Raw genomic sequence first — 17,958 nt, forward strand, 5'->3', positions numbered from 1 at the left:
GCTTGCCAACGCCTCCCCTTCCTGACCCCGCCGATCGTCCGGCCCGGCGAAGAGTAGGTGTCCTGAGCCGCAGTCGGTGCTAGAGGAGGTCTTCCCACCCTCCGGGCATGGCTTGCGACATTGATCTTCAAAGCATGGGATGAAGGCGACCGCCTGGCGGCCCTGACGGCGTATGACATCCTCGACACGCCGACCGAGCCTGAGTTCGACGACATCGCCAATCTCGCCGCCGCGATTTTCGATGCGCCGATCGGGGTTGTGAACCTGATCGCCGACGGTCGCCAATGGTTCAAGGCCGAGGTGGGAATCGGGACCCGCGAACTGCCGCTGGAAGTCTCGATCTGCCGTCACGCCATCCTCGAGGACGATCTGATGGTCGTGCCCGACACCAGGCTCGACGCCCGGTTCATCAACAATCCTCTGGTGACCGTGGAAGGCGGCCTGCGCTTCTACGCCGGCGCGCGATTGTTGACGCCCGACGGCCTGCCACTGGGGACAGTCTGCGTCCTTGACACCGTGGCGCGTCCGGGTCCGATCACGACGCGGCAACGCCTGGCGCTGGAGGTTCTCGCGCGGCAGGTGATGACCCAGCTCGAACTGCGAAAGGCGGTCCGGGAACAGGGCGAGCGTCGTATCGAGATCGAAACGGCGGCGGGCGCCCTGCGCGAAAGCGAGGAACGCTACAAGTCCCTGTTCAACTCGCTCGAGACCGGCTTCTGCATCATAGAGGTGGCTTTCACCGCAGACGGCCTTGCCCGCGACTATCGTTTCATCGAGGTCAATCCAGCCTTCACGTCCCAGACCGGCCTGGCGGAGGCTGCGGGAAGATGGATGCGCGACCTGGCGCCGGATCACGAACAGCACTGGTTCGACCTCTACGGCAAGGTCGCCACGACCGGTGAAAGCATTCGGTTCGAAAGCCCGGCGGCAGCGCTGGGGCAGCGCTGGTACGACGTCCAGGCGTTCCGAGTGGGCCCGCCCGAGGCTCGCCGAGTCGCCATCCTGTTCAACGACGTCACCGATCGCCGCAGGGCTGAACTCGCGCTGAAGGAACTCAACGCGACGCTCGACATGCGGATCGAAACGGCGCTGGCCGAGCGCGCCAATGCCGAAGAGGCGCTTCTGCAAGCCCGAAAGATGGAGGCTATTGGTCAGCTGACCGGCGGGGTGGCGCATGACTTCAACAACCTGCTGACGGTCATCACCGGCTCTGCGGAGCTTCTGCGCAAGCCCGATCTGACGGAAGAAAGGCGCAAGCGATTTATCGACGCCATCAGCGAGACCGCGGGCCGCGCCACCGTCCTGACCCGTCAACTCCTGGCCTTTGCACGTCGTCAGACCCTGAGTCCCGAGGCCTTCGATCTCGGCGCCAGCCTTGAGGGCGTGACCAGCATGATCGAGACACTGGCGGGTTCGGAAGTCGTGCTTCTGGTCAGCGTCCCGGAAGAGCCCTGCTTCGTCATGGCGGATCCCAGCCAGTTCGACACGGCTGTGGTCAATCTGGTGGTCAACGCGCGTGACGCCATGAACGGCGATGGGCGCATCGTCATTTCGGCCGGCCCCGTGTCGGGCATCCCGGCCCATCGCGGTCATCCGCCAGTCGCGGGCGACTTCATCGCCATAGCCGTTTCCGACACAGGGCACGGCATCGCCCAGCAGGACATCGACCGTATCTTCGAACCCTTCTTCACGACCAAGGCTGTCGGCGTTGGCACCGGCCTGGGCCTTTCCCAGGTCATAGGCTTCGCCAAGCAGTCTCAGGGAGAAATCCGGGTCGAGAGCGTGCTCGGCGAAGGCGCCACCTTCACCCTCTATCTGCCCCGCAGCTATCCCGAGGCCGCAGCGACGGCGCGCGACCAAGCCAGTCCGATGCCCGTCAACGGCAAGGGCGTATGCGTTCTGGTAGTCGAGGACAATGAACGCGTGGGGGACTTCGCCACCCAGGCGCTGATCGAACTGGGGTTCGACACGGTCCTGGCTCGCGACGCCGAAGAGGCGCTCGACCTTCTCGCGCAGGACCCGCACCGGTTTCACATCGTGTTTTCGGACGTGGTCATGCCGGGCATGGACGGAATCGAACTGAGCCGCGAGATCCGGCGACTATACCCCGCAACCCCCGTGGTGTTGGCCAGCGGATACAGCCATGTGCTGTCGCAAAGCGGCGCGCCGGGATTCGAACTGCTTCAGAAGCCCTACTCCATCGAGCAACTGTCCCAGGCGCTGGCCAACGCGCGCGTCCGGCAGACCGAGACAGTCCTCCCAGGCTGCTGAAAAAGGGACACGCGCCGAACGGATCGGACATCCGCCCGGCGCATGACGGCGTCTCCAGCCGCCGCCGACCGTGGCCATCTTGGCGAGGGCGTCGTCGACCGTGAAGCTGCCGGGCTTCACGCCAACGCCCTTCGTGACTCATAGGGGCGAAACCCTCAGTCCGATTGCGCCGAACCCGTGGACGACCCGGGCCTCATTCGGCCCTGGCCTGAAGCCCGCCAGCGAAGGGCTCAGGCCTGGATGGGCGGACGGCCTCGGGCGAATGCGGCGAAAGGCATGGGCACGCCTTCAGCGGCGAGTTGCTCGATGGCGTCGAACAGGACGTCGGATCTGACCCCTGACCCAAGACGGGCGTCCCTGACAAAGAAGAAGAGGTTCAGCGTCACGGCGTCAGACGACATGGCCTCAAGCGCCACATAGGGAGCGGGGTCGCCGACCACGTCCGGATGGGCGATGGCGCTCGCGCGCAAGATCTCCCGCACGCGCGAAAAATTGCTGTTTGGTCCGACCAGAACCCCAGCCGTGATGCGCGTCAGGCCCGAGCCGAACGTCATGTTCGTGACCCTGCCTCCCGCCAGGGCCGAGTTGGGAACAATGACCTCGTTGCGGTCCCAGGTCTCGATATAGGTCGAGCGGATGGATATTCGCCTGACCTGGCCGGAGTAGCCGTCGCCCTCGATCCAGTCGCCCTCCCTGATCGGACGCTCCATCAGCAGGATCAGGCCGCTGATGAAGTTGGCGACAATGGGTTGAAGTCCAAAGCCTATCCCCACGGAAAGCGCGCCGGCCACAACCGCAAGACTGGAAAGGTCCAGCCCCGCCGCCACGACGGCGATCAGAGCAGAGACGGTCAGGCCAATGTAGCCGACGCCTGTGGACACGGCGGATCTGGCGGCCGCTTCGATGCCGATCCGAGGCAGGATGGCCTGCTGGCTCAAACGCTGGAACCAGTGCGTGGCGATGAAGCCCAGCGAAAAGACGATGGCGAAGGTGACGACGCCGGACAACGAGATCCGGGTATCGCCGACCGGAATGCCGTCCTTGAGCAGGATCACCAGATCCAGAATGCGTTCCGGGCGCATTCCCCACACAATGGCCACGAAGGCGACGACGAGGACGCCCAGAGCAAATCCGAAGACCAGCGGCAACAGGTGGAGTCCGCCATGGTCTTCCCGATCACGCGCGCCCAGCATCCCGACCGCAGCCATCACGGCGCGGTAGCAGAAGACGGCCGCGGCCACCGCCGCCACCGACAACAGGCTGGAGGTCAGAACCTCCCGCGCCAGGGCCACATAGCCCGTCAGCACCGCCAAAGGCGCGGCGATCGCCGCCATCGTCAGGATATAGGCTGCGGGACGCTGAAGCCCGAGCGCATTCATGTCTTCGGGCGGCGACGTCCTCTGCTGGCGGCGAACGATTCCGGCCAGGCGCCATAGCTGGTACGCCCCTGCACACACCAGGCAGAGCGACAGCACCTCGACAATGGCGGCGCCGATGGTCGTGCTTCGCTGCAGATAGCCCACCACCACATCCCCGCCGAGCACCAGGCCCAGCCGACGCGTGTAGCGCACGGCGCGCGTCGCCTCGTCCGGCGCCAGGACCATGATCCTTGCGGCCTCGACCGTGGGCTTGAACATTGCATGTCCCAGCCAACGCGCGAACACCACAACCAGACCCGAAGCCAGAAGCACCGAAGCGAGACTGAAGAAGGCGGGCGCGGAACGGCCGAGCAGCGTGACCGCAGCGGCGGCGCTCATCACGGCCAGCGCAGGCAGCACTATGGCGAGAAGGTCCTGCGCAAACGCGTAGGCCAGCCTCGCTCGATCCGTCCTGGCCAGGTCGACTCGGCGCAGCAGAAAGCGCCGGCAAGACCGCGTCATGCCGAAACCGAAAACCAGAGCCATGCCGCCCAGCACCACGGCAAAGGGCATGGCCTGGATCAAAGCCTGTCGTCCCGTCGGGCTCTGCGCCTGCGACGCCTGGCGAAGCATTTCTGCGATCGTGGCGGTCTCCTGGGCCGCGCGCCGCCACAAATCGGGCATCAAGGGCGAGGTTTGCCGCCGGAGAAGCTGCGCTCGCCCCGCATGGTCGATGACCCTGTCGATTTCCTGAATAAGGACTCCAGCGCGGGCATTGGCGTCGCGCGCAGCGGCGATCGGCGCGCTCGCCACCTCAAGACGGGCGACCAGGGTCGAGCGTCGACTGTCCCCGCCCTCATCGCCGTCATCAGGCTGGCCCAGGGCTTTCACCTGGGCCTCCAGAATGCGGGCGTCCAGATTGCCCTCGTTCACATAGGCCAGGCTTTCTTCGCGATCACTGACCAGAGCGGCGCGCACCTGTCGCAAGGTCGGCAGATCAACGCGACCGCGACGCGCCTCCTCCAGCGCGTTTCGGGCCTGAGCGGCATTCACATCCCAGACGCCGGCCGGCGACGCTGCTCCCGGATGATCCTGAGCAAGCGTGGCGCCGGCGAACAGCAACAGGGACAACAGGCTCAGAAACGCGGCGACTGAACGGCGGCGGGCAGGCTGATCTGATCTCATCGTTTGCGAGGCCCCGACCGTGGATGCCCCACATTGCCGGGTTCCTTGGACAGCACAAGGATCGGCCGGAAATTCAGTAGGGCTGAACCTCGCCAAGGTGAATGAGAGCGGCGCAGCGCCCACCCCGTCCGCCGCGCTGCTGGCCGCACCGCCGCCGGACGCAGCACAGACCCGACTTCTTCCCACCGACGGCGATCAGCCTGCGAAACGTCGCCGCCAACGGGGAGGGTTTGACCCGATAGCCTCCCGGCGGGCTGGAGGTCACTCTTGCCCATCTTCCAGCCGCCTTAACAGCAGAGCGCGCGATGACGTCTTTCGATCTTGGAATTTCCGAACTTCCGATTCTTGTTGTCGGCGCCATGGTTATTGCAGCCATGGCCTGCGCCGCAGTCTGCGGCGCCCTGATCCGGTCATGGCAGGATCGAAAGCTGGGATCGGCGGACGCCGCAGACGGGGCGGAAGGCTATCTGGTTTCAGCGGTTCTCGGACTGCTGGCGCTCCTGATGGGTTTTTCATTTTCACTTGCCGTGGACCGCTTCGAAACGCGACGGGTCCTGGTGCTGGACGAAGCCAACGCCATCGGAACCGCCTACCTCCGCACCCAGCTCCTGAGCTCGCCGCACCGCGAGCGGATCAGCAAAATCCTGGTCGACTATACGGACAATCGACTGGTGCTGGCTGCGGCGCCCCCCGGGCGCAGCCAGGAGCTGCAAAGACAGAACGACGCCATGCTCACCGACCTGTGGGCTGCGACATCGGCGGCCTTCGTCGCGATCGAGGGCACCGACTTCTCGATCGCCTACCTGGACTCCATCAACAGCCTTATCGACCTCGATTCCGCTCGCAAGGCGGCGCGCGCCGCCCGCGTGCCCACTGGGGTCTTCGCCATTCTGGTCATCTACATGATCGCGACCTCGGCTGTTCTCGGCTACGTCCTGACCGGCGTTCGCGGCCGTATCGCCGCGATTTTCGCCCTGATGCTGCTGGCGGTCTCCTATCTTCTGATCGTGGACATCGACAGGCCGGGGCGCGGCGGCGTGCGAGAGTCCCAACGTCCGCTAGAGCAGTTTCGCGAACAGCTGCGGTCCCTGCCGCCGGTTGTCTATGATCGCTACAGGAACTGACCCATGGCTGCGAGGCGCCAGGGCCCGGCGCGATCTCAGGGTCTCACCTGATGTTCTTCTCAGGAAGTCTGTGTTTGCCTGACCCCATTCCAACAGCGCCGAGGACCGATGATGGCCCAAGACGATTCCAGCCCGGGCGACCTGATCAAGCAGAGTCCTTCCGTCGAATTATCAGCCAACCGCACCAGTCTGTCCTTCGAGCGCACCCGTATGAGCGCCGATCGGACGCTGATGTCGATCGTTCGAACCTCCCTCTCCCTGATCAGCTTCGGCTTCACGATCTACGAGGTGTTCCACCAGTTGCGCGAGGGCGGCGTTCTTCCGCAAGCCGGGCATGCGCCCAGGAACATCGGACTGGCGCTTATCCTTCTGGGCGTCCTTCTGCTCGTCATGGGCATCTTCAGCCACATGCGTTTCGGCAAGGATCTGAACCAGCGTCGCGACAGCCTTTATCATAAGAACCTGCTGCACAATCCCATCACCTATCGCGCCACGCCGACCTTTGTCATCGCCTTCCTTCTACTCGTCGTCGGCATACTGACAGCCATGATGATCATCGGCAGGATTCTACTATGACCTCCCTGCGCCGCCTCGGCGACCGAGACCCCCGCACGCGGGAACGCGTGCGGCTGGCGGGCGGGCGCTTTACGATGGGCGCCGACGAACGCTACCCCGAAGAAGCGCCGGCGCGCCCCGTGGTGGTCGACCCGTTCGAAATCGACGCCCATGCCGTGACAAACCGTGATTTCGCGGCCTTTGTCGAGGATACGGGTTGGGTCACCGTGGCCGAGATCGCGCCCGATCCCGCCGACTACCCCGGCGCCCTGCCCGAGATGTTGACGCCGTCCTCCCTGGTGTTCACGCCCCCGCCAGGGCCGGTGCCGCTGCACGACATTCGCGCCTGGTGGCAATATACTTCTGGCGCCCAATGGCGCTCGCCCCAAGGATCCGGCAGTTCGCTCAACGGGCTGTGGGACCATCCGGTCGTGCACGTGGCCTGGGCTGACGTCGAAGCCTATGCGAAGTGGGTCGGCGCGGCCCTGCCTACCGAGGCGGAATGGGAATTCGCCGCACGGGGCGGCCTGGAAGGCGCGGAGTTCGCCTGGGGCGACGAACTGGAACCGAACGGCCGCAGGATGGCCAACACCTGGCTCGGACGCTTTCCCTGGGAAAACCTGAAACCCGGCGGTCGCACGCTGACGACGCCGGTCGGAGCGTTTCCGGCCAATGGCTACGGCCTATACGACATGATCGGCAACACGTGGGAGTGGACGGCGGACTGGTGGTCGACCATGGCCCCGGATGCGGTCGTGAAAAGTTGCTGCGCGCCTCGCAATCCCCGAGGCGGCGACGAAGCCACCAGCCTTGATCCCGGCGGCGCGATTTCCCGAAAGGTGCTCAAGGGCGGGTCGCATCTGTGTGCGCCCTCCTATTGCAAACGCTATCGCCCGGCCGCCCGCCACGCCCAGCCGACCGACACCTCGACGTCGCACGTCGGCTTCCGTTGCGTGGTGCGAGACGCGGCATAGATCTACGACAGGGGAGCGGCGGCGGAGGCCAGCTCCAGCCTCTGGCGGGATGTTTCCAGCCGCTCCATTCGCCAGGTCGACGCCAGGGGCCGACGCTAGCCGGCCCGCTCTTCCTTCTCGACTTCGCCCGGACCGAACTCGCTCAAGTCCTTCTCCAGGAAGTAGTTCAGGACGGTGCGGATGACGGCGATCGCGGCCAGGCGGCCGATGTCGTCCCAGGTCGGCGCGATGGCGGTGCGCGCGATGTCCGCCGCCAGCGCAAACTCCAGCGCAAGAACGATCCAGGCTGCGAAGCCGGTCCATACGCCTCGCCGCGCATCTCGATAGGACATCTTGCGCCCGCCGACCACGACCACCAAGCGCACGACGGTCTCGACCATGCCCACAGCGATACAGACCACCGCAGCAATCTCAGCCGCCAGTGCGACGCGATCGGCCAGCGCTATCAGCAATTCTTCCACGATGATCGCCTCACAGGTGAGAGGCTATTTGATCATCGGCCCGGCCACGGAAAAATCGGGCGAAACCCGGAATGCAGGCCTAAACTTTAGCCGGTCTGCGGCGAGGAAAGTATCGGGCCGCACACCACGGCGACGCGCGCAGCCCTATGCAGAAACCCTGCGCAGACCCCGAGCTTTTCTTGATGTTTCCCGGACTATGCCTCCGCCGGCAGGCGCGCGATGAAATGCCCCTTCATGCCTTCCGGCCAATCGCGATAGGGCACGGCTCCGTCCGGGCTGGCGGCGTAAAGCCGGGCGAAGGCGACGATCGCCTGCGCGGCCTCGGGCGTCGACGAAAACCGACCCGCCAGATAGCCAGGCTTGCCCCGCTCGCTCAGGTAGACGGTGCAATAGCTCGAACAGGCCCAGAGGCAGGCCTGCTCCTCGACCCGCAAGCTTCCGCTGTCCGCTGCTGTCGCAGCGCCGATGACCTCGTTCAACAGGGCACGTCCGCCTGAAAGTCGGACGCCATCCGTCGGCGCCTCTTCTGAAGCCCTGCAAGTCGTGCAGACGACCAGACGCGCCGTCATCAGAACTCGACCCCGGCCTGGGCCTTCACGCCGCCGCGGAACGGGTGCTTCACCATCTGCATGTCGGTCACCAGATCCGCCGCCTCCATCAGTTCGGGCGGGGCGTTGCGGCCGGTGATGACGACATGAGCGCCGGCGGGACGCGCAGCCAGGACCGCCAGGACCTCCTCGACCGGCAGGTAGTCGTAACGCAGGGCGATGTTCAGTTCGTCGCAGACGACCATCTTCCATTCCGGGTTCATGATGCGGGCCTTGGCCGCCTCCCAGGCCTCGCGCACCTTGGCGATGTCGCGCGTCCGGTCCTGAGTATCCCAGGTAAAGCCCTCGCCCATCGGCCGCATCTCCACCAGTTCCGGGAAGGCGTCGAACAGGTTCTGTTCGCCCGTCTCCATCGCCCCCTTGATGAACTGGATGATCGACACCTTCATGCCGTGGCCGATCATGCGGCAGACCATCCCCAGGGCAGCCGTGGTCTTGCCCTTGCCGGTCCCGGTGTGGACGATGACCAGGCCCCGCTCAACCGTCTTGGTCGCCATCATCCGGGCGCGAGCGGCCTGCACCTTCTTCATCCTGTCAGCATGGCGGGCGTTCAGATCGGCGTCGGTCATCGGCGAAAAACTCCAGGCGGCGACAGGTCCAGTTGAAAGGGGGCGCCCCAGGTCGTCTCGGCGCCCCGCCCTATGGCGGCGACGGCGCGCACCATGGCGCCGTGGCGTCCGAGCAGGCGATCCGCCAGCGCGACGATCAGCGGATTGGGCGTAGCGGTCGGGGCTGCGAGCCGCAGGCGTTCGGCCCAGTCCTGCTCCTCGCCCGGGGCGGATCTGGCGCAGGCGACAGCATAGGCCACAGCAGGCGAACGGCTTACGCCCGCCCAACAATGGATCAGCATGGGCCGTGTCCCGTCCCAAGGTTCGGCGAAGGCCAACAGGGCTGCGACATCCGTTTCGGTCGGCGGCGTCAGCCCCTCGCGTGGCTGGGCGATATCGTTGAATCTGAGGTCCAGCCGACAGGGAGGCGGATCGGCAAGCGGCGGATCGACATGACCGGGCGAAGCCAGACTGATCAGGTGAGAGGGCCGATGACGCGCCGCGAGGGCGACGGCGTCATGCAGCGGCGCGACGATCAGCTTCATCTGGCTGCAAGCCCGGCGACGGCCAGCAGGAAGCCGATCTCGAACGCCTGTTCGACTGCGCCCAGCACATCCCCGGTGCGTCCGCCGATCAGCCGCCAGGCCAGCCAGGCGGGAACGGCCCCGACCAGCAGACCCCCTGCCAGCCCCCCGGCCCCTGCGACCGGCGGCAAAAAGGCCAGCGGCCACAGACCGATGAGGGCGGCGACCATCAGACCGACGAACGACGCGCGGTGCGGCTGGCCCTCCTTGGCCATGCCCGGGTCGCCGCCATAGGGCATGATCGTCATGGCCGCGACCGCCGCCGTGCGTCCCAGACCATGGGCGGCGAGCAGAGCGACGGCCGCCAGCAGTGGCGAGGCCTGCGCCAACATCGCCAGGGCTGCGACACGCATGGCCAAGGTCAGGCCCAGCGCCAGCGCGCCATAGGAGCCCAGCCGACTGTCCTTCATGATCTCGAGCCGCCGGTTCCGCGTCAGCCCGCCGCCGAGGCCGTCGGCCGTGTCCGCCAGTCCATCCTCGTGGAAGCCGCCGGTCAGAGCCACCCCCGCGCCCACGGCCAGAAGGGCCGCGATCCATGGCGTCCAGACATGGACGGCGATGTAGAGGGTCAGGGCGGACAGGCCGCCAATGATCTGGCCGACCAGCGGATAGTAGCGTGCGCCTTGATGAATCCACGCCGGCTGAAAGCCGGCCAGTTGCGGCGTCGGCAGGCGCGTCAGGAACTGCACCGCACAGACGAACAGGCGCACCTCTTGCCGGATCACCCCGCCGCCTCCAGCACGTCGCTCAAGTCGGCGACCTCCGACAGCAGGGCGCAGGCGGCTTGGACCAGCGGCACAGCCAGCAGGGCGCCCGTCCCCTCGCCCAGGCGCAGATCCAGTTCAAGCAGGGGACGGGCGTCCAGCGCCGCCAGCATCAGCCGATGTCCCGCCTCGGCCGAGGCATGGGCGAACAGGCAATAGTCGCGCGCGGCGGGCGCCAGCCGTACCGCCAGCAAGGCCGCCGCCGTGCCGATGAAACCATCCACCAGAACCGGAACCCCGGCCCTGGCCGCCGCCAGCAGGGCGCCGGCCATCATGGCGATCTCATACCCTCCGAACTGGGTCAGAACATCAAGCGGCGTCGCCGCGTCCGACCGCGCCGCCGCCTGGGCCAGCACCGCGCGCTTCCTCGCCATGCCTTCCGGCGAGTGGCCCGCCCCCTGCCCTATGCAGTCGTCCAGAGGCGCGGGCGCCAGTCGATGCATCAGCAGGGCGGCCGAGGCGCTGTTGCCGATGCCCATTTCACCCAGCGCCAGCAGATCGGCCCCGCTGCGGAGGGCGTCCTCGGCGACCCGCGCCCCGGTCAGCAGAGCCGCCTCGGCCTGCTGCCTGGTCATGGCCGGCTGCATCGACGCATCGGCTGTCCCGAGCCCGATCTTGGCGTGAACCAGGGTTGGCCGATCAGACAGGTCTGCGGCCACGCCCGCGTCGATCACCTGAACCTCGGCGCCCACCACGCGGGCGAAGGCGTTGGCGCTGGCCTCGCCCGCCAGCAGGGCGTCGACCATGGCTACGGTGACGCTGGAAGGAAAGGCCGCCACGCCGGAACGCGTCAAACCGTGATCCCCGGCAAAGACCAGCAGCACCGGCCGCTGGACGGCCGGCTTCAACCGCCGCTGGATCAGGCCCAGCCTCAAGGCCAGTTCCTCGATCCGCCCCAGGGCGCCCTGCGGCTTGGCCTTGCCGTCAAGCGCCCTCTGCAAGGCCGGCTCCAGCGCCCGGTCCAGAACAGGCGCCTCGAGCAGGTCGGTCAGGATCAAAACGGCCAAGCGAAGCCTCCTGCAATCAAGAGCAACATCAACAGGGCGCAGGCCACGCCATAGACGCGAAGTCCGCGGTGCAGGTCGTGGGCGCGGGGCGGCGCCCATTCGCCGAAGTCGGGGCGCTGGGTCGGGACGCCGTCGTAGCGGACCGGGCCGCCCAGCCGCACTCTCAGCGCGCCAGCCATGGCGGCCTCGGGCCAGCCCGCGTTGGGCGAGGCATGCTTGCGCGCATCGCGCCACATGACGCGCCACCCCTGCCCGCCGCCCAGCGCGATCAGGGCGCCGGCGATCCTCGCCGGTATCCAGTTCATCAGGTCGTCGGCGCGCGCTGCGGCCCAGCCGAACGCCCGCCAGCGCGGCTCCATGTGGCCGATCATGCTGTCGGCCGTATTTACCGCCTTGTATACGAACAGCCCCGGCAAGCCGCCGATGACGAACCAGAAGACGGGCGCGACCACCCCGTCGCAGAAGCTTTCGGCCAGGCTTTCCAGCGCCGCACGGGCCACGTCGCCCTCGTCCATCGCATCGACGTCGCGGCCGACGATCATGCTGACGGCGTGGCGCGCCTGCGGTAGATCGCCGGCGGTCAGCGGTCGAGCGATCGCGCGGACATGATCAAACAGGCTGCGCGCCGCCAGGCCCGTAGCGCCGCAGACGACGACCAGAAGGACGCCTGGCCAAAGAGCGGCCGCCGCAGCCAGTCGCTCCACGCCCCAGCCTGCCCCGCCCGCCAGGAAGACCAGGATCAGCACGGTGACGACGCCCAGGCGTCGGCGCGCGGGTTCCAGCCGCGCCTGCCGGTTCCAGCGCCGCTCCAGCATCGCGATCAGGCCGCCAACCCAGACGACCGGATGCGACAAACGACGCGGCCACCCGATTGCCCCCTCCACCAGGAAAGCGCCCGCGACGATCCAGGGCATGGGGGCGCTAGCGGGCACGACCGACCATTTCGAGCACGGGGCCGCGGCTCCCTTCCAGAGTGCGCGCCTCGACGCCGTAGGCCGCCTTCAACACCTCGGGTGACAGGGCATCTACCGGTGCGCCGTCCGCCAGGACCCGCCCCTCGGCCAGGACGATCACGCGGTCGGCCACGCGCATGGCGGCGTCAAGGTCATGCAGGGTGACGATCACCCCCCGCCCCTCGTCTTCCGCCAGGCGCCGAAACAGGTCGCAGGCGTCCAGCACATGGCCGGGATCCAAGCCCGCCAGCGGCTCGTCGGCCAGCAGCCATTGCGGATCACCGGCCAGGGCGCGGGCGATCAGGACGCGCGCCCGTTCGCCGCCGGACAAGGTGGACACCACGCGTTCGGCGAAGCCCTCCACTCCGGTGACGGCCATGGCGCGGTCCACGGCGGCGCGATCCTCGCTCGTCAGACCCCAGGCGCCTGCATGGGGCGTACGACCCAGACCGACGAAGGTGCGGCCTTCCACCGCCCAGGCGATCTCGGCGTTCTGGGGCAGGTAGGCGATGCGGCGCGCTCGCTCGCGAGACGGCAGATCGCTGACGGGGCGGCCGTCCAACGTCACCTGCCCGGCGGCGGGCCTTCGCAAGGCCGCCAGACAGTCCAGCAGCGTGGATTTTCCCGCCCCGTTCGGCCCGATCACGGCCGTGACCAGACCCGGCGTGAAGGCGGCGCCAACGTCATTCAGGACTGCCTTGTCGCCCAGACGGACGGACAGGTTTTCGGCGCTCAGAAGGCTCATGCCAGCTTCCTCCTCATGCTGATCAACAGGGCCAAGAAGAAGGGCCCGCCGAGCGCCGCCATGGCCACGCCCAGCTTGATCTCGGACGCCGACGGCGTCAGCCGCACCAGAATATCCGCCGCCAGCACCAGGGCCGCCCCGCCCAGCGCCGAGGGCAGCAGCAGCCCCCCCGGCCGCGCCCCGATCAGCGGCCGCAGCAGGTGCGGCACGATCAGGCCGACGAACCCGATAGACCCGGTCACCGACACCGCAGAACCGACCGCCAGCGCCGCGCCAAGCGCCAGCACCAAGCGCCCGATATCCAGCCGCACCCCCAGAGATCGCGCGCCGGCCTCGCCCAGGGTCAGGGCGTCCAGCGTCCGCCCCTGGGTCATCAGCAGCAGACAGCCAAGGATCATGCCCGGCGCCGCCAGCTTCAGCTCGACCAGGCTGCGATCAGCCAGCGATCCCATCAACCAGTTGACGATCTCGTTCACCGCCCAGGGATTGGGGGCGAGGTTCAGCGCCAGCGCCACCCCGGCCCCGGCCATGGTCTGGATCACCACGCCCGCCAGAATGAAGGTGACGACGCTGCTGGTCGCCCCCGCCAGGGCCAGCAGCAGGACCACGCCCAGCCCCGCGCCGACCATGGCCGCGCCGGGCAGCACCCAGGGCGCGCTCGCCGCCGCCCCCAGATAGAAGGTCAGCACCGCCCCCAGCGCCGCCATGGTCGAGACGCCCAGCATCCCCGGGTCGGCCAGCGGATTGCGGGTATAGCCCTGCAACGCCGCCCCGGTCAGGCCCAGCACCGCCCCGACCATCAGGGCCAGGATGGTGCGAGGCAGGCGCAGTTCGAACAGGATGGCCCAGGCCGGATCACCGGGCTGAGCCGCCCAGTCACTCCACGGAATCCAGACGCGGCCCGCGCTCATGCTGGCGACGGACAGGACGACGATCAGGGCCAGCAGCCCCGTCATGATCAAGGGACGCGGCAAGGTCTTCATAGAGCCTCCAGCGCCGTGCGGCGCGCCTCGGCGAGGGCGGCGGCGGTCTGGATCAGCACCGGCCCGCCGCAGTAGAGCAGCTTCTCTTCCAGCTGCGCCTGCACCATCCGACCGGACAGCGAGGCCAGCGCCGGGTGACGCATCACCCGGTCGGCCCAGGTGCGCGAGCCCAGAGCGGGCGTGCCGCTGAGCAGGACCTGAGGCGGATCGGCCAGCAGGCGCTCAACCGGAACATTGCCCCACTTGCCGAGGCCGTAGCGCCCAGCGACGTTCTCGAAACCGGCGCGGGTCATCATCTCGTCCATCAGGGTGCCGCGCCCGGCGGCGAAGCCGTTGGGTTGATAGATCAGGGCCTTCAGCGGGCGCGCGGCGGGCGGCGGCGCGGCGGCGGCGAGGGCCGCCTCGATGCGGCCGATCAGGGCCTCGCCCCGCGCCGAGCGGCCGACCAGACGCGCGACCTCGCGCACCTGATTCAGACTGGCCGCCACGCTGTCCGGCACGGCGAACAGTTCAGTCGGGATGTTCATCCGGCCCAGAGCATTGCGGGTGGCCAGGGCGCTGTGGCGGCTGGTCAGGACCAGATCGGGACGCAGGGCGATGACCTCCTCGGCGGTCTCCCAGGTGAAGGGCAAGGTCTTGGCCACCTCGGAAATGGTCGAGCCCACCGGCTCGCGCGCATAGTGGCTGAGAGCGGCGATCTGCCCCCGGTCGGCGACGTGGACCAGGATGGCGTCAAGGCAGGCGTTCAACGACACCACCCGCCGCGGCGCCGAAACCGCCAGAGCAGGCGCCGCGATCAACGTCGCTCCTGCCCTGACCAATGCGGCCCGCCGCGTCGTCCTCACTGGAAGGCCTCCAGCGCGCGCTTCAGGCGCGGCAGATCTCGCTCGGTCGGCACCCCGAACCGCAGGGCGTCCGGCGTATGGTCGAAGGGCCGGGTCAGGACGCCCGCCCGGCAAAGGTGCTGAAACCAGCGCGCGGCGTGGGGGGTGCGCGTCATGCGGAACAGGCTGGTTCCGCCGATGATCCGGAACTCGGCACGTGTCAGAAGATCGTCCAGCCGATCGGCGCGCTCGGTCAAAACCGCCGCTGTCCGCCACCGCCAATCATGATCGCCATAGGCGCCGCGCCCCATGACCAAGGCATCGGCGCTCACCGGCCAGTCGCCCAGCAGGGCGCGCAGACGCTGTCCGAGTTCAGGCGCGGCCAGCATGAAGCCCAGCCTCACCCCGGCCAGTCCATAGAACTTGCCGAATGACCGCAGGACGATCAGGCCCGGCTCGACGAAATCCGACACGCTGTCGTCGGGCGCGCATTCGATGAAGGACTCGTCCACCACCAGCCAGCGCCCCTCCGCCGAGCGCGCCCGCGCCATGGCGATCAGGTCGGCGCGCCGGATCAGGCGGCCGTCGGGATTGTTCGGATTGACGATGACCAGCACGCCCGCCTGCGACGTCGCCGCCTGATCGGAAGCGATCAGGCGCGTCGTCACGCCCGCCGCCCGCCAGGCCTCGGCGTGCGCGCCATAGGTCGGGCCGACGATCTCGACCGACCGCACGCCCAGCAGCAGGGGCAGAAGACGGATCGCCGCCTCGGCCCCGGCCGTCGCGATTGTTCGCTCAGGCGCCGCCCCGAACGCCGCCGCCGCCGCCGTTTCCAGCGCGATCAGTGCGCCGGGATCGGGCAGACGGTTCAGTTCCGCCTCCGCGGCGCGCGGCCCGCGCCATGGTTCGGGGTTGATCCCGGTGGACAGGTCCAGCCAGGGGCGCGGCGCGTCGGGATAGGCGGCGGCGGCCTTCATCAGACCGCCGCCGTGCCGGGTCGCCGCTGTCAAAAGAGCGGCCTTGCTCATCGGATCAGAACCGGACGCGAACGCCGCCGAACACGCCCTGCCCCGGCGTGCCGTAGTTCAGGACCGTCTGATACGTCTCGTCGAAGGCGTTCTCGATCCGGCCATAGACTTCAAGCTTGTCGTTGATCGGATAGGAGGCGCGGATGTCGACCAGGGTGTAGTCGTCCACAACGACCGTATTGGCGTCGTTGTTGAACGTCTCGCCCACGTAACGCACCGCCACACCCGTCTTCAGACCAAAGGCGAAGGCGTAGTCCGCAGCGAAGTTGGCCATGTGCTCGGGACGACGCGTCAGGCGCTTGCCGTCCGTGGCGCCCGAGGCGCTCTTGGCGTCGGTCCAGGTGTAGTTGGCGCTGAGGTTCAGGCGGTCGGTCACATCCACGCGGCCGATCAGCTCGACGCCTTGGGCTTCGGTCTTCTGGACGTTGCGGTAATAGCCCCAGCGGCCCACGCCGTTGACCGTGCACAGCGGATCGGTCGAGGGCGTCGAGCAGCCGTTGTAGCGGATCTCGTTGTCGGCCTGACGGTTGAAGTAGGTCGCCGAAACCACGGCGCGGTCGAACAGACGCTGTTCGACGCCGACTTCCCAGCTGTCGAACTCTTCCGGCTGCAGCGTCAGGTTGCCGTATTCGCTGTAGAGCTCATACAGGCCGGGCGCCCGGAAGCCCTGGCCCCAGCTGGCGCGCAAGACCGTGTCGCCCTCGTTCAGCGCCCAGGCCCCCGCCACCTGACCCAGCAGGTTGTCGCCGTATTGGGCGTGGTCGTCGTAACGCAGGCCGCCGGTCAGGGTCAGGCCGTCCAGCACCGTCCACTGAACCTGGGCATAGGCGCTGTCGAGGTCCGCCTGACCGCGCCCGAAGGCCGGGTCCAGGTTGAACGCCGAGGGCGAACGCGTGCGCATTTCAGAGCGCTCGCTCTCGATGCCGAAGGTGGTGTTCAGCGCCTCGGTGACGGCGAACGTGCCCTGGTATTCCCAGCGGCGGTTCTCGCCTGCCGCGTCGAAGGTCAGCGGCTGAGCCAGGGTCGCGGGGTTGTAGTTGCGACGGTTGGTGTCGGTGTAGGCGTAGCCGATGCGATTGCGGAAACGGCCGTCCAGAAGGTCGAAGTTCAGGCCGGCATAGCCGACCAGTTCCTTGGTCTTGCCGTACTCGCGGCTGTCGCCGTTGAAGGCGTCGAAGTCGTTCTGGCCGTTAGACCAGACCGAGCGCAGGTCCAGCGACACCGCGTCCGTGATCTTGAGGTTCAGGCGGCCCGACAGGCCTGTGTTTGTGTAGCCGTCGTCTTCGGTGCCCTTGGCGAAGGCCGAGAAACCGTCGGTGTCATAGCGGCTGGCCGCCAGACGCCAGCTCAGGCGATCATTGGCCCCGCCGATACCGCCCCGGAAATAGGTCGTGCCGCGCGCGCCGGCCTCGGCGTCGAGGCTGCCTTGCAGGGCCTCGGTCGGCTCGGCGGTGACGATGTTGACCACGCCGCCGATGGCCTGGCTGCCCCACAGGGTCGACTGCGCGCCGCGCAGGACTTCGATGCGGGCTGTGTCGCCGACCAGCAGATTGCCGAAGTTGAAGCCCCCTTGCGTCGAGGACGGGTCGTTCAGCTTGACCCCGTCGATCAGGACGACGGTGTGCTGGCTTTCGGCGCCGCGGATGTTGAGACCCGTCGTCGTGCCGACGCCGCCGTTGCGGGTGAAGCTGACGCCCGGCGTCTGGGCCAGCAGTTCAGCCACTGCCGGCGTCTGGCGCGCCTCGATGGCGGCCTGGGTCAGGACGCTGACCGAGGCGCCGACGCGCTCGATCGGCTGGGCCGAGCGGTTCGCGGTGACGATGACGTCGGCCACGGCGGTGGCGCCGGCGCGGCCCGCTACGTCGGGCGCAGCGGCCTGCTGCTCTTCGGCGAGGGCGGGGAATGCGGCCAGCAGGCTGGCGGCGGCGAGGGTGGCATAGGCGATCCGGTTCATCCGGCGGTTCCTTTGACGACGCCGGCCAACGA

General features: G+C 67.9%; 17 protein-coding genes. 4 read left to right on the forward strand and 13 right to left on the reverse strand.

Annotated features, from left to right (window positions below; all coding sequences use genetic code 11):
- The first annotated feature begins 120 nt into the window (after positions 1–120).
- Positions 121–2,271, forward strand: coding sequence for an ATP-binding protein (locus ACOZBP_RS04130; protein WP_422675175.1), 2,151 nt, complete (start codon positions 121–123; stop codon positions 2,269–2,271).
- 230 nt (positions 2,272–2,501) lie between these two features.
- Here ACOZBP_RS04130 and ACOZBP_RS04135 read toward each other — a convergent pair whose 3' ends face one another.
- The gene (locus tag ACOZBP_RS04135) at positions 2,502–4,814 is read right to left on the reverse strand and encodes a DUF3772 domain-containing protein (protein WP_422675176.1); all 2,313 of its coding nucleotides are present in this window, start codon (positions 4,812–4,814) and stop codon (positions 2,502–2,504) included.
- A gap of 305 nt (positions 4,815–5,119) precedes the next feature.
- Between ACOZBP_RS04135 and ACOZBP_RS04140 the strand changes: the two genes are divergently transcribed.
- The 3 genes from ACOZBP_RS04140 (at position 5,120) to ACOZBP_RS04150 (ending at position 7,467) form a co-directional block, all read left to right on the forward strand.
- Positions 5,120–5,938, forward strand: a complete 819-nt coding sequence (locus tag ACOZBP_RS04140; RefSeq protein WP_422675177.1) for a hypothetical protein — start codon at positions 5,120–5,122, stop codon at positions 5,936–5,938.
- Positions 5,939–6,046: 108 nt separating this feature from the next.
- Complete coding sequence (locus ACOZBP_RS04145) at positions 6,047–6,514, forward strand: DUF202 domain-containing protein (protein ID WP_422675178.1); 468 nt, start codon at positions 6,047–6,049, stop codon at positions 6,512–6,514.
- On the forward strand, positions 6,511–7,467 hold the full coding sequence (locus ACOZBP_RS04150; protein ID WP_422675179.1) for a formylglycine-generating enzyme family protein: 957 nt from the start codon (positions 6,511–6,513) through the stop codon (positions 7,465–7,467). Before ACOZBP_RS04145 ends, ACOZBP_RS04150 begins: the two co-directional genes overlap by 4 nt.
- A 95-nt stretch (positions 7,468–7,562) precedes the next feature.
- On the opposite strand, the gene ACOZBP_RS04155 is transcribed toward ACOZBP_RS04150, so the two are convergent.
- From ACOZBP_RS04155 to ACOZBP_RS04210, 12 genes are all read right to left on the reverse strand, one after another.
- A complete protein-coding gene (locus tag ACOZBP_RS04155; protein WP_422675180.1) occupies positions 7,563–7,928 on the reverse strand; it encodes a DUF1622 domain-containing protein in 366 nt (121 codons plus the stop codon).
- Positions 7,929–8,122: 194 nt separating this feature from the next.
- Positions 8,123–8,497, reverse strand: a complete 375-nt coding sequence (locus tag ACOZBP_RS04160) for a DUF1636 family protein (RefSeq protein WP_422675181.1) — start codon at positions 8,495–8,497, stop codon at positions 8,123–8,125.
- Entirely contained in the window at positions 8,497–9,105 is a 609-nt protein-coding gene (gene cobO / locus ACOZBP_RS04165; protein WP_422675182.1) for a cob(I)yrinic acid a,c-diamide adenosyltransferase, read from the reverse strand. Before cobO ends, ACOZBP_RS04160 begins: the two co-directional genes overlap by 1 nt.
- Entirely contained in the window at positions 9,102–9,629 is a 528-nt protein-coding gene (locus ACOZBP_RS04170; protein ID WP_422675183.1) for a tyrosine phosphatase family protein, read from the reverse strand. Before ACOZBP_RS04170 ends, cobO begins: the two co-directional genes overlap by 4 nt.
- Positions 9,626–10,393 carry an adenosylcobinamide-GDP ribazoletransferase gene (gene cobS / locus ACOZBP_RS04175; protein ID WP_422675184.1) on the reverse strand — a complete coding sequence of 256 codons (768 nt, stop codon included), beginning with the start codon at positions 10,391–10,393 and terminating at the stop codon, positions 9,626–9,628. Before cobS ends, ACOZBP_RS04170 begins: the two co-directional genes overlap by 4 nt.
- The gene (gene cobT / locus ACOZBP_RS04180) at positions 10,390–11,439 is read right to left on the reverse strand and encodes a nicotinate-nucleotide--dimethylbenzimidazole phosphoribosyltransferase (RefSeq protein ID WP_422675185.1); all 1,050 of its coding nucleotides are present in this window, start codon (positions 11,437–11,439) and stop codon (positions 10,390–10,392) included. Before cobT ends, cobS begins: the two co-directional genes overlap by 4 nt.
- Positions 11,427–12,353 carry an adenosylcobinamide-phosphate synthase CbiB gene (gene cbiB, locus ACOZBP_RS04185; RefSeq protein ID WP_422675186.1) on the reverse strand — a complete coding sequence of 309 codons (927 nt, stop codon included), beginning with the start codon at positions 12,351–12,353 and terminating at the stop codon, positions 11,427–11,429. Before cbiB ends, cobT begins: the two co-directional genes overlap by 13 nt.
- 7 nt (positions 12,354–12,360) lie before the next feature.
- A complete protein-coding gene (locus ACOZBP_RS04190) occupies positions 12,361–13,137 on the reverse strand; it encodes an ABC transporter ATP-binding protein (RefSeq protein ID WP_422675187.1) in 777 nt (258 codons plus the stop codon).
- On the reverse strand, positions 13,134–14,120 hold the full coding sequence (locus ACOZBP_RS04195; RefSeq protein WP_422675188.1) for a FecCD family ABC transporter permease: 987 nt from the start codon (positions 14,118–14,120) through the stop codon (positions 13,134–13,136). Before ACOZBP_RS04195 ends, ACOZBP_RS04190 begins: the two co-directional genes overlap by 4 nt.
- Positions 14,117–14,920, reverse strand: a complete 804-nt coding sequence (locus ACOZBP_RS04200; protein WP_422675189.1) for an ABC transporter substrate-binding protein — start codon at positions 14,918–14,920, stop codon at positions 14,117–14,119. Before ACOZBP_RS04200 ends, ACOZBP_RS04195 begins: the two co-directional genes overlap by 4 nt.
- 41 nt (positions 14,921–14,961) lie before the next feature.
- The gene (cobD, locus tag ACOZBP_RS04205) at positions 14,962–15,972 is read right to left on the reverse strand and encodes a threonine-phosphate decarboxylase CobD (RefSeq protein ID WP_422675190.1); all 1,011 of its coding nucleotides are present in this window, start codon (positions 15,970–15,972) and stop codon (positions 14,962–14,964) included.
- Positions 15,973–15,976: 4 nt separating this feature from the next.
- Positions 15,977–17,926: a TonB-dependent receptor plug domain-containing protein gene (locus ACOZBP_RS04210; RefSeq protein WP_422675191.1), complete on the reverse strand. Its 1,950-nt coding sequence runs from the start codon at positions 17,924–17,926 to the stop codon at positions 15,977–15,979.
- Positions 17,927–17,958: the final 32 nt, after the last annotated feature.

Source organism: Brevundimonas sp. NPDC058933, from assembly GCF_049315965.1.
GTDB lineage: Bacteria > Pseudomonadota > Alphaproteobacteria > Caulobacterales > Caulobacteraceae > Brevundimonas.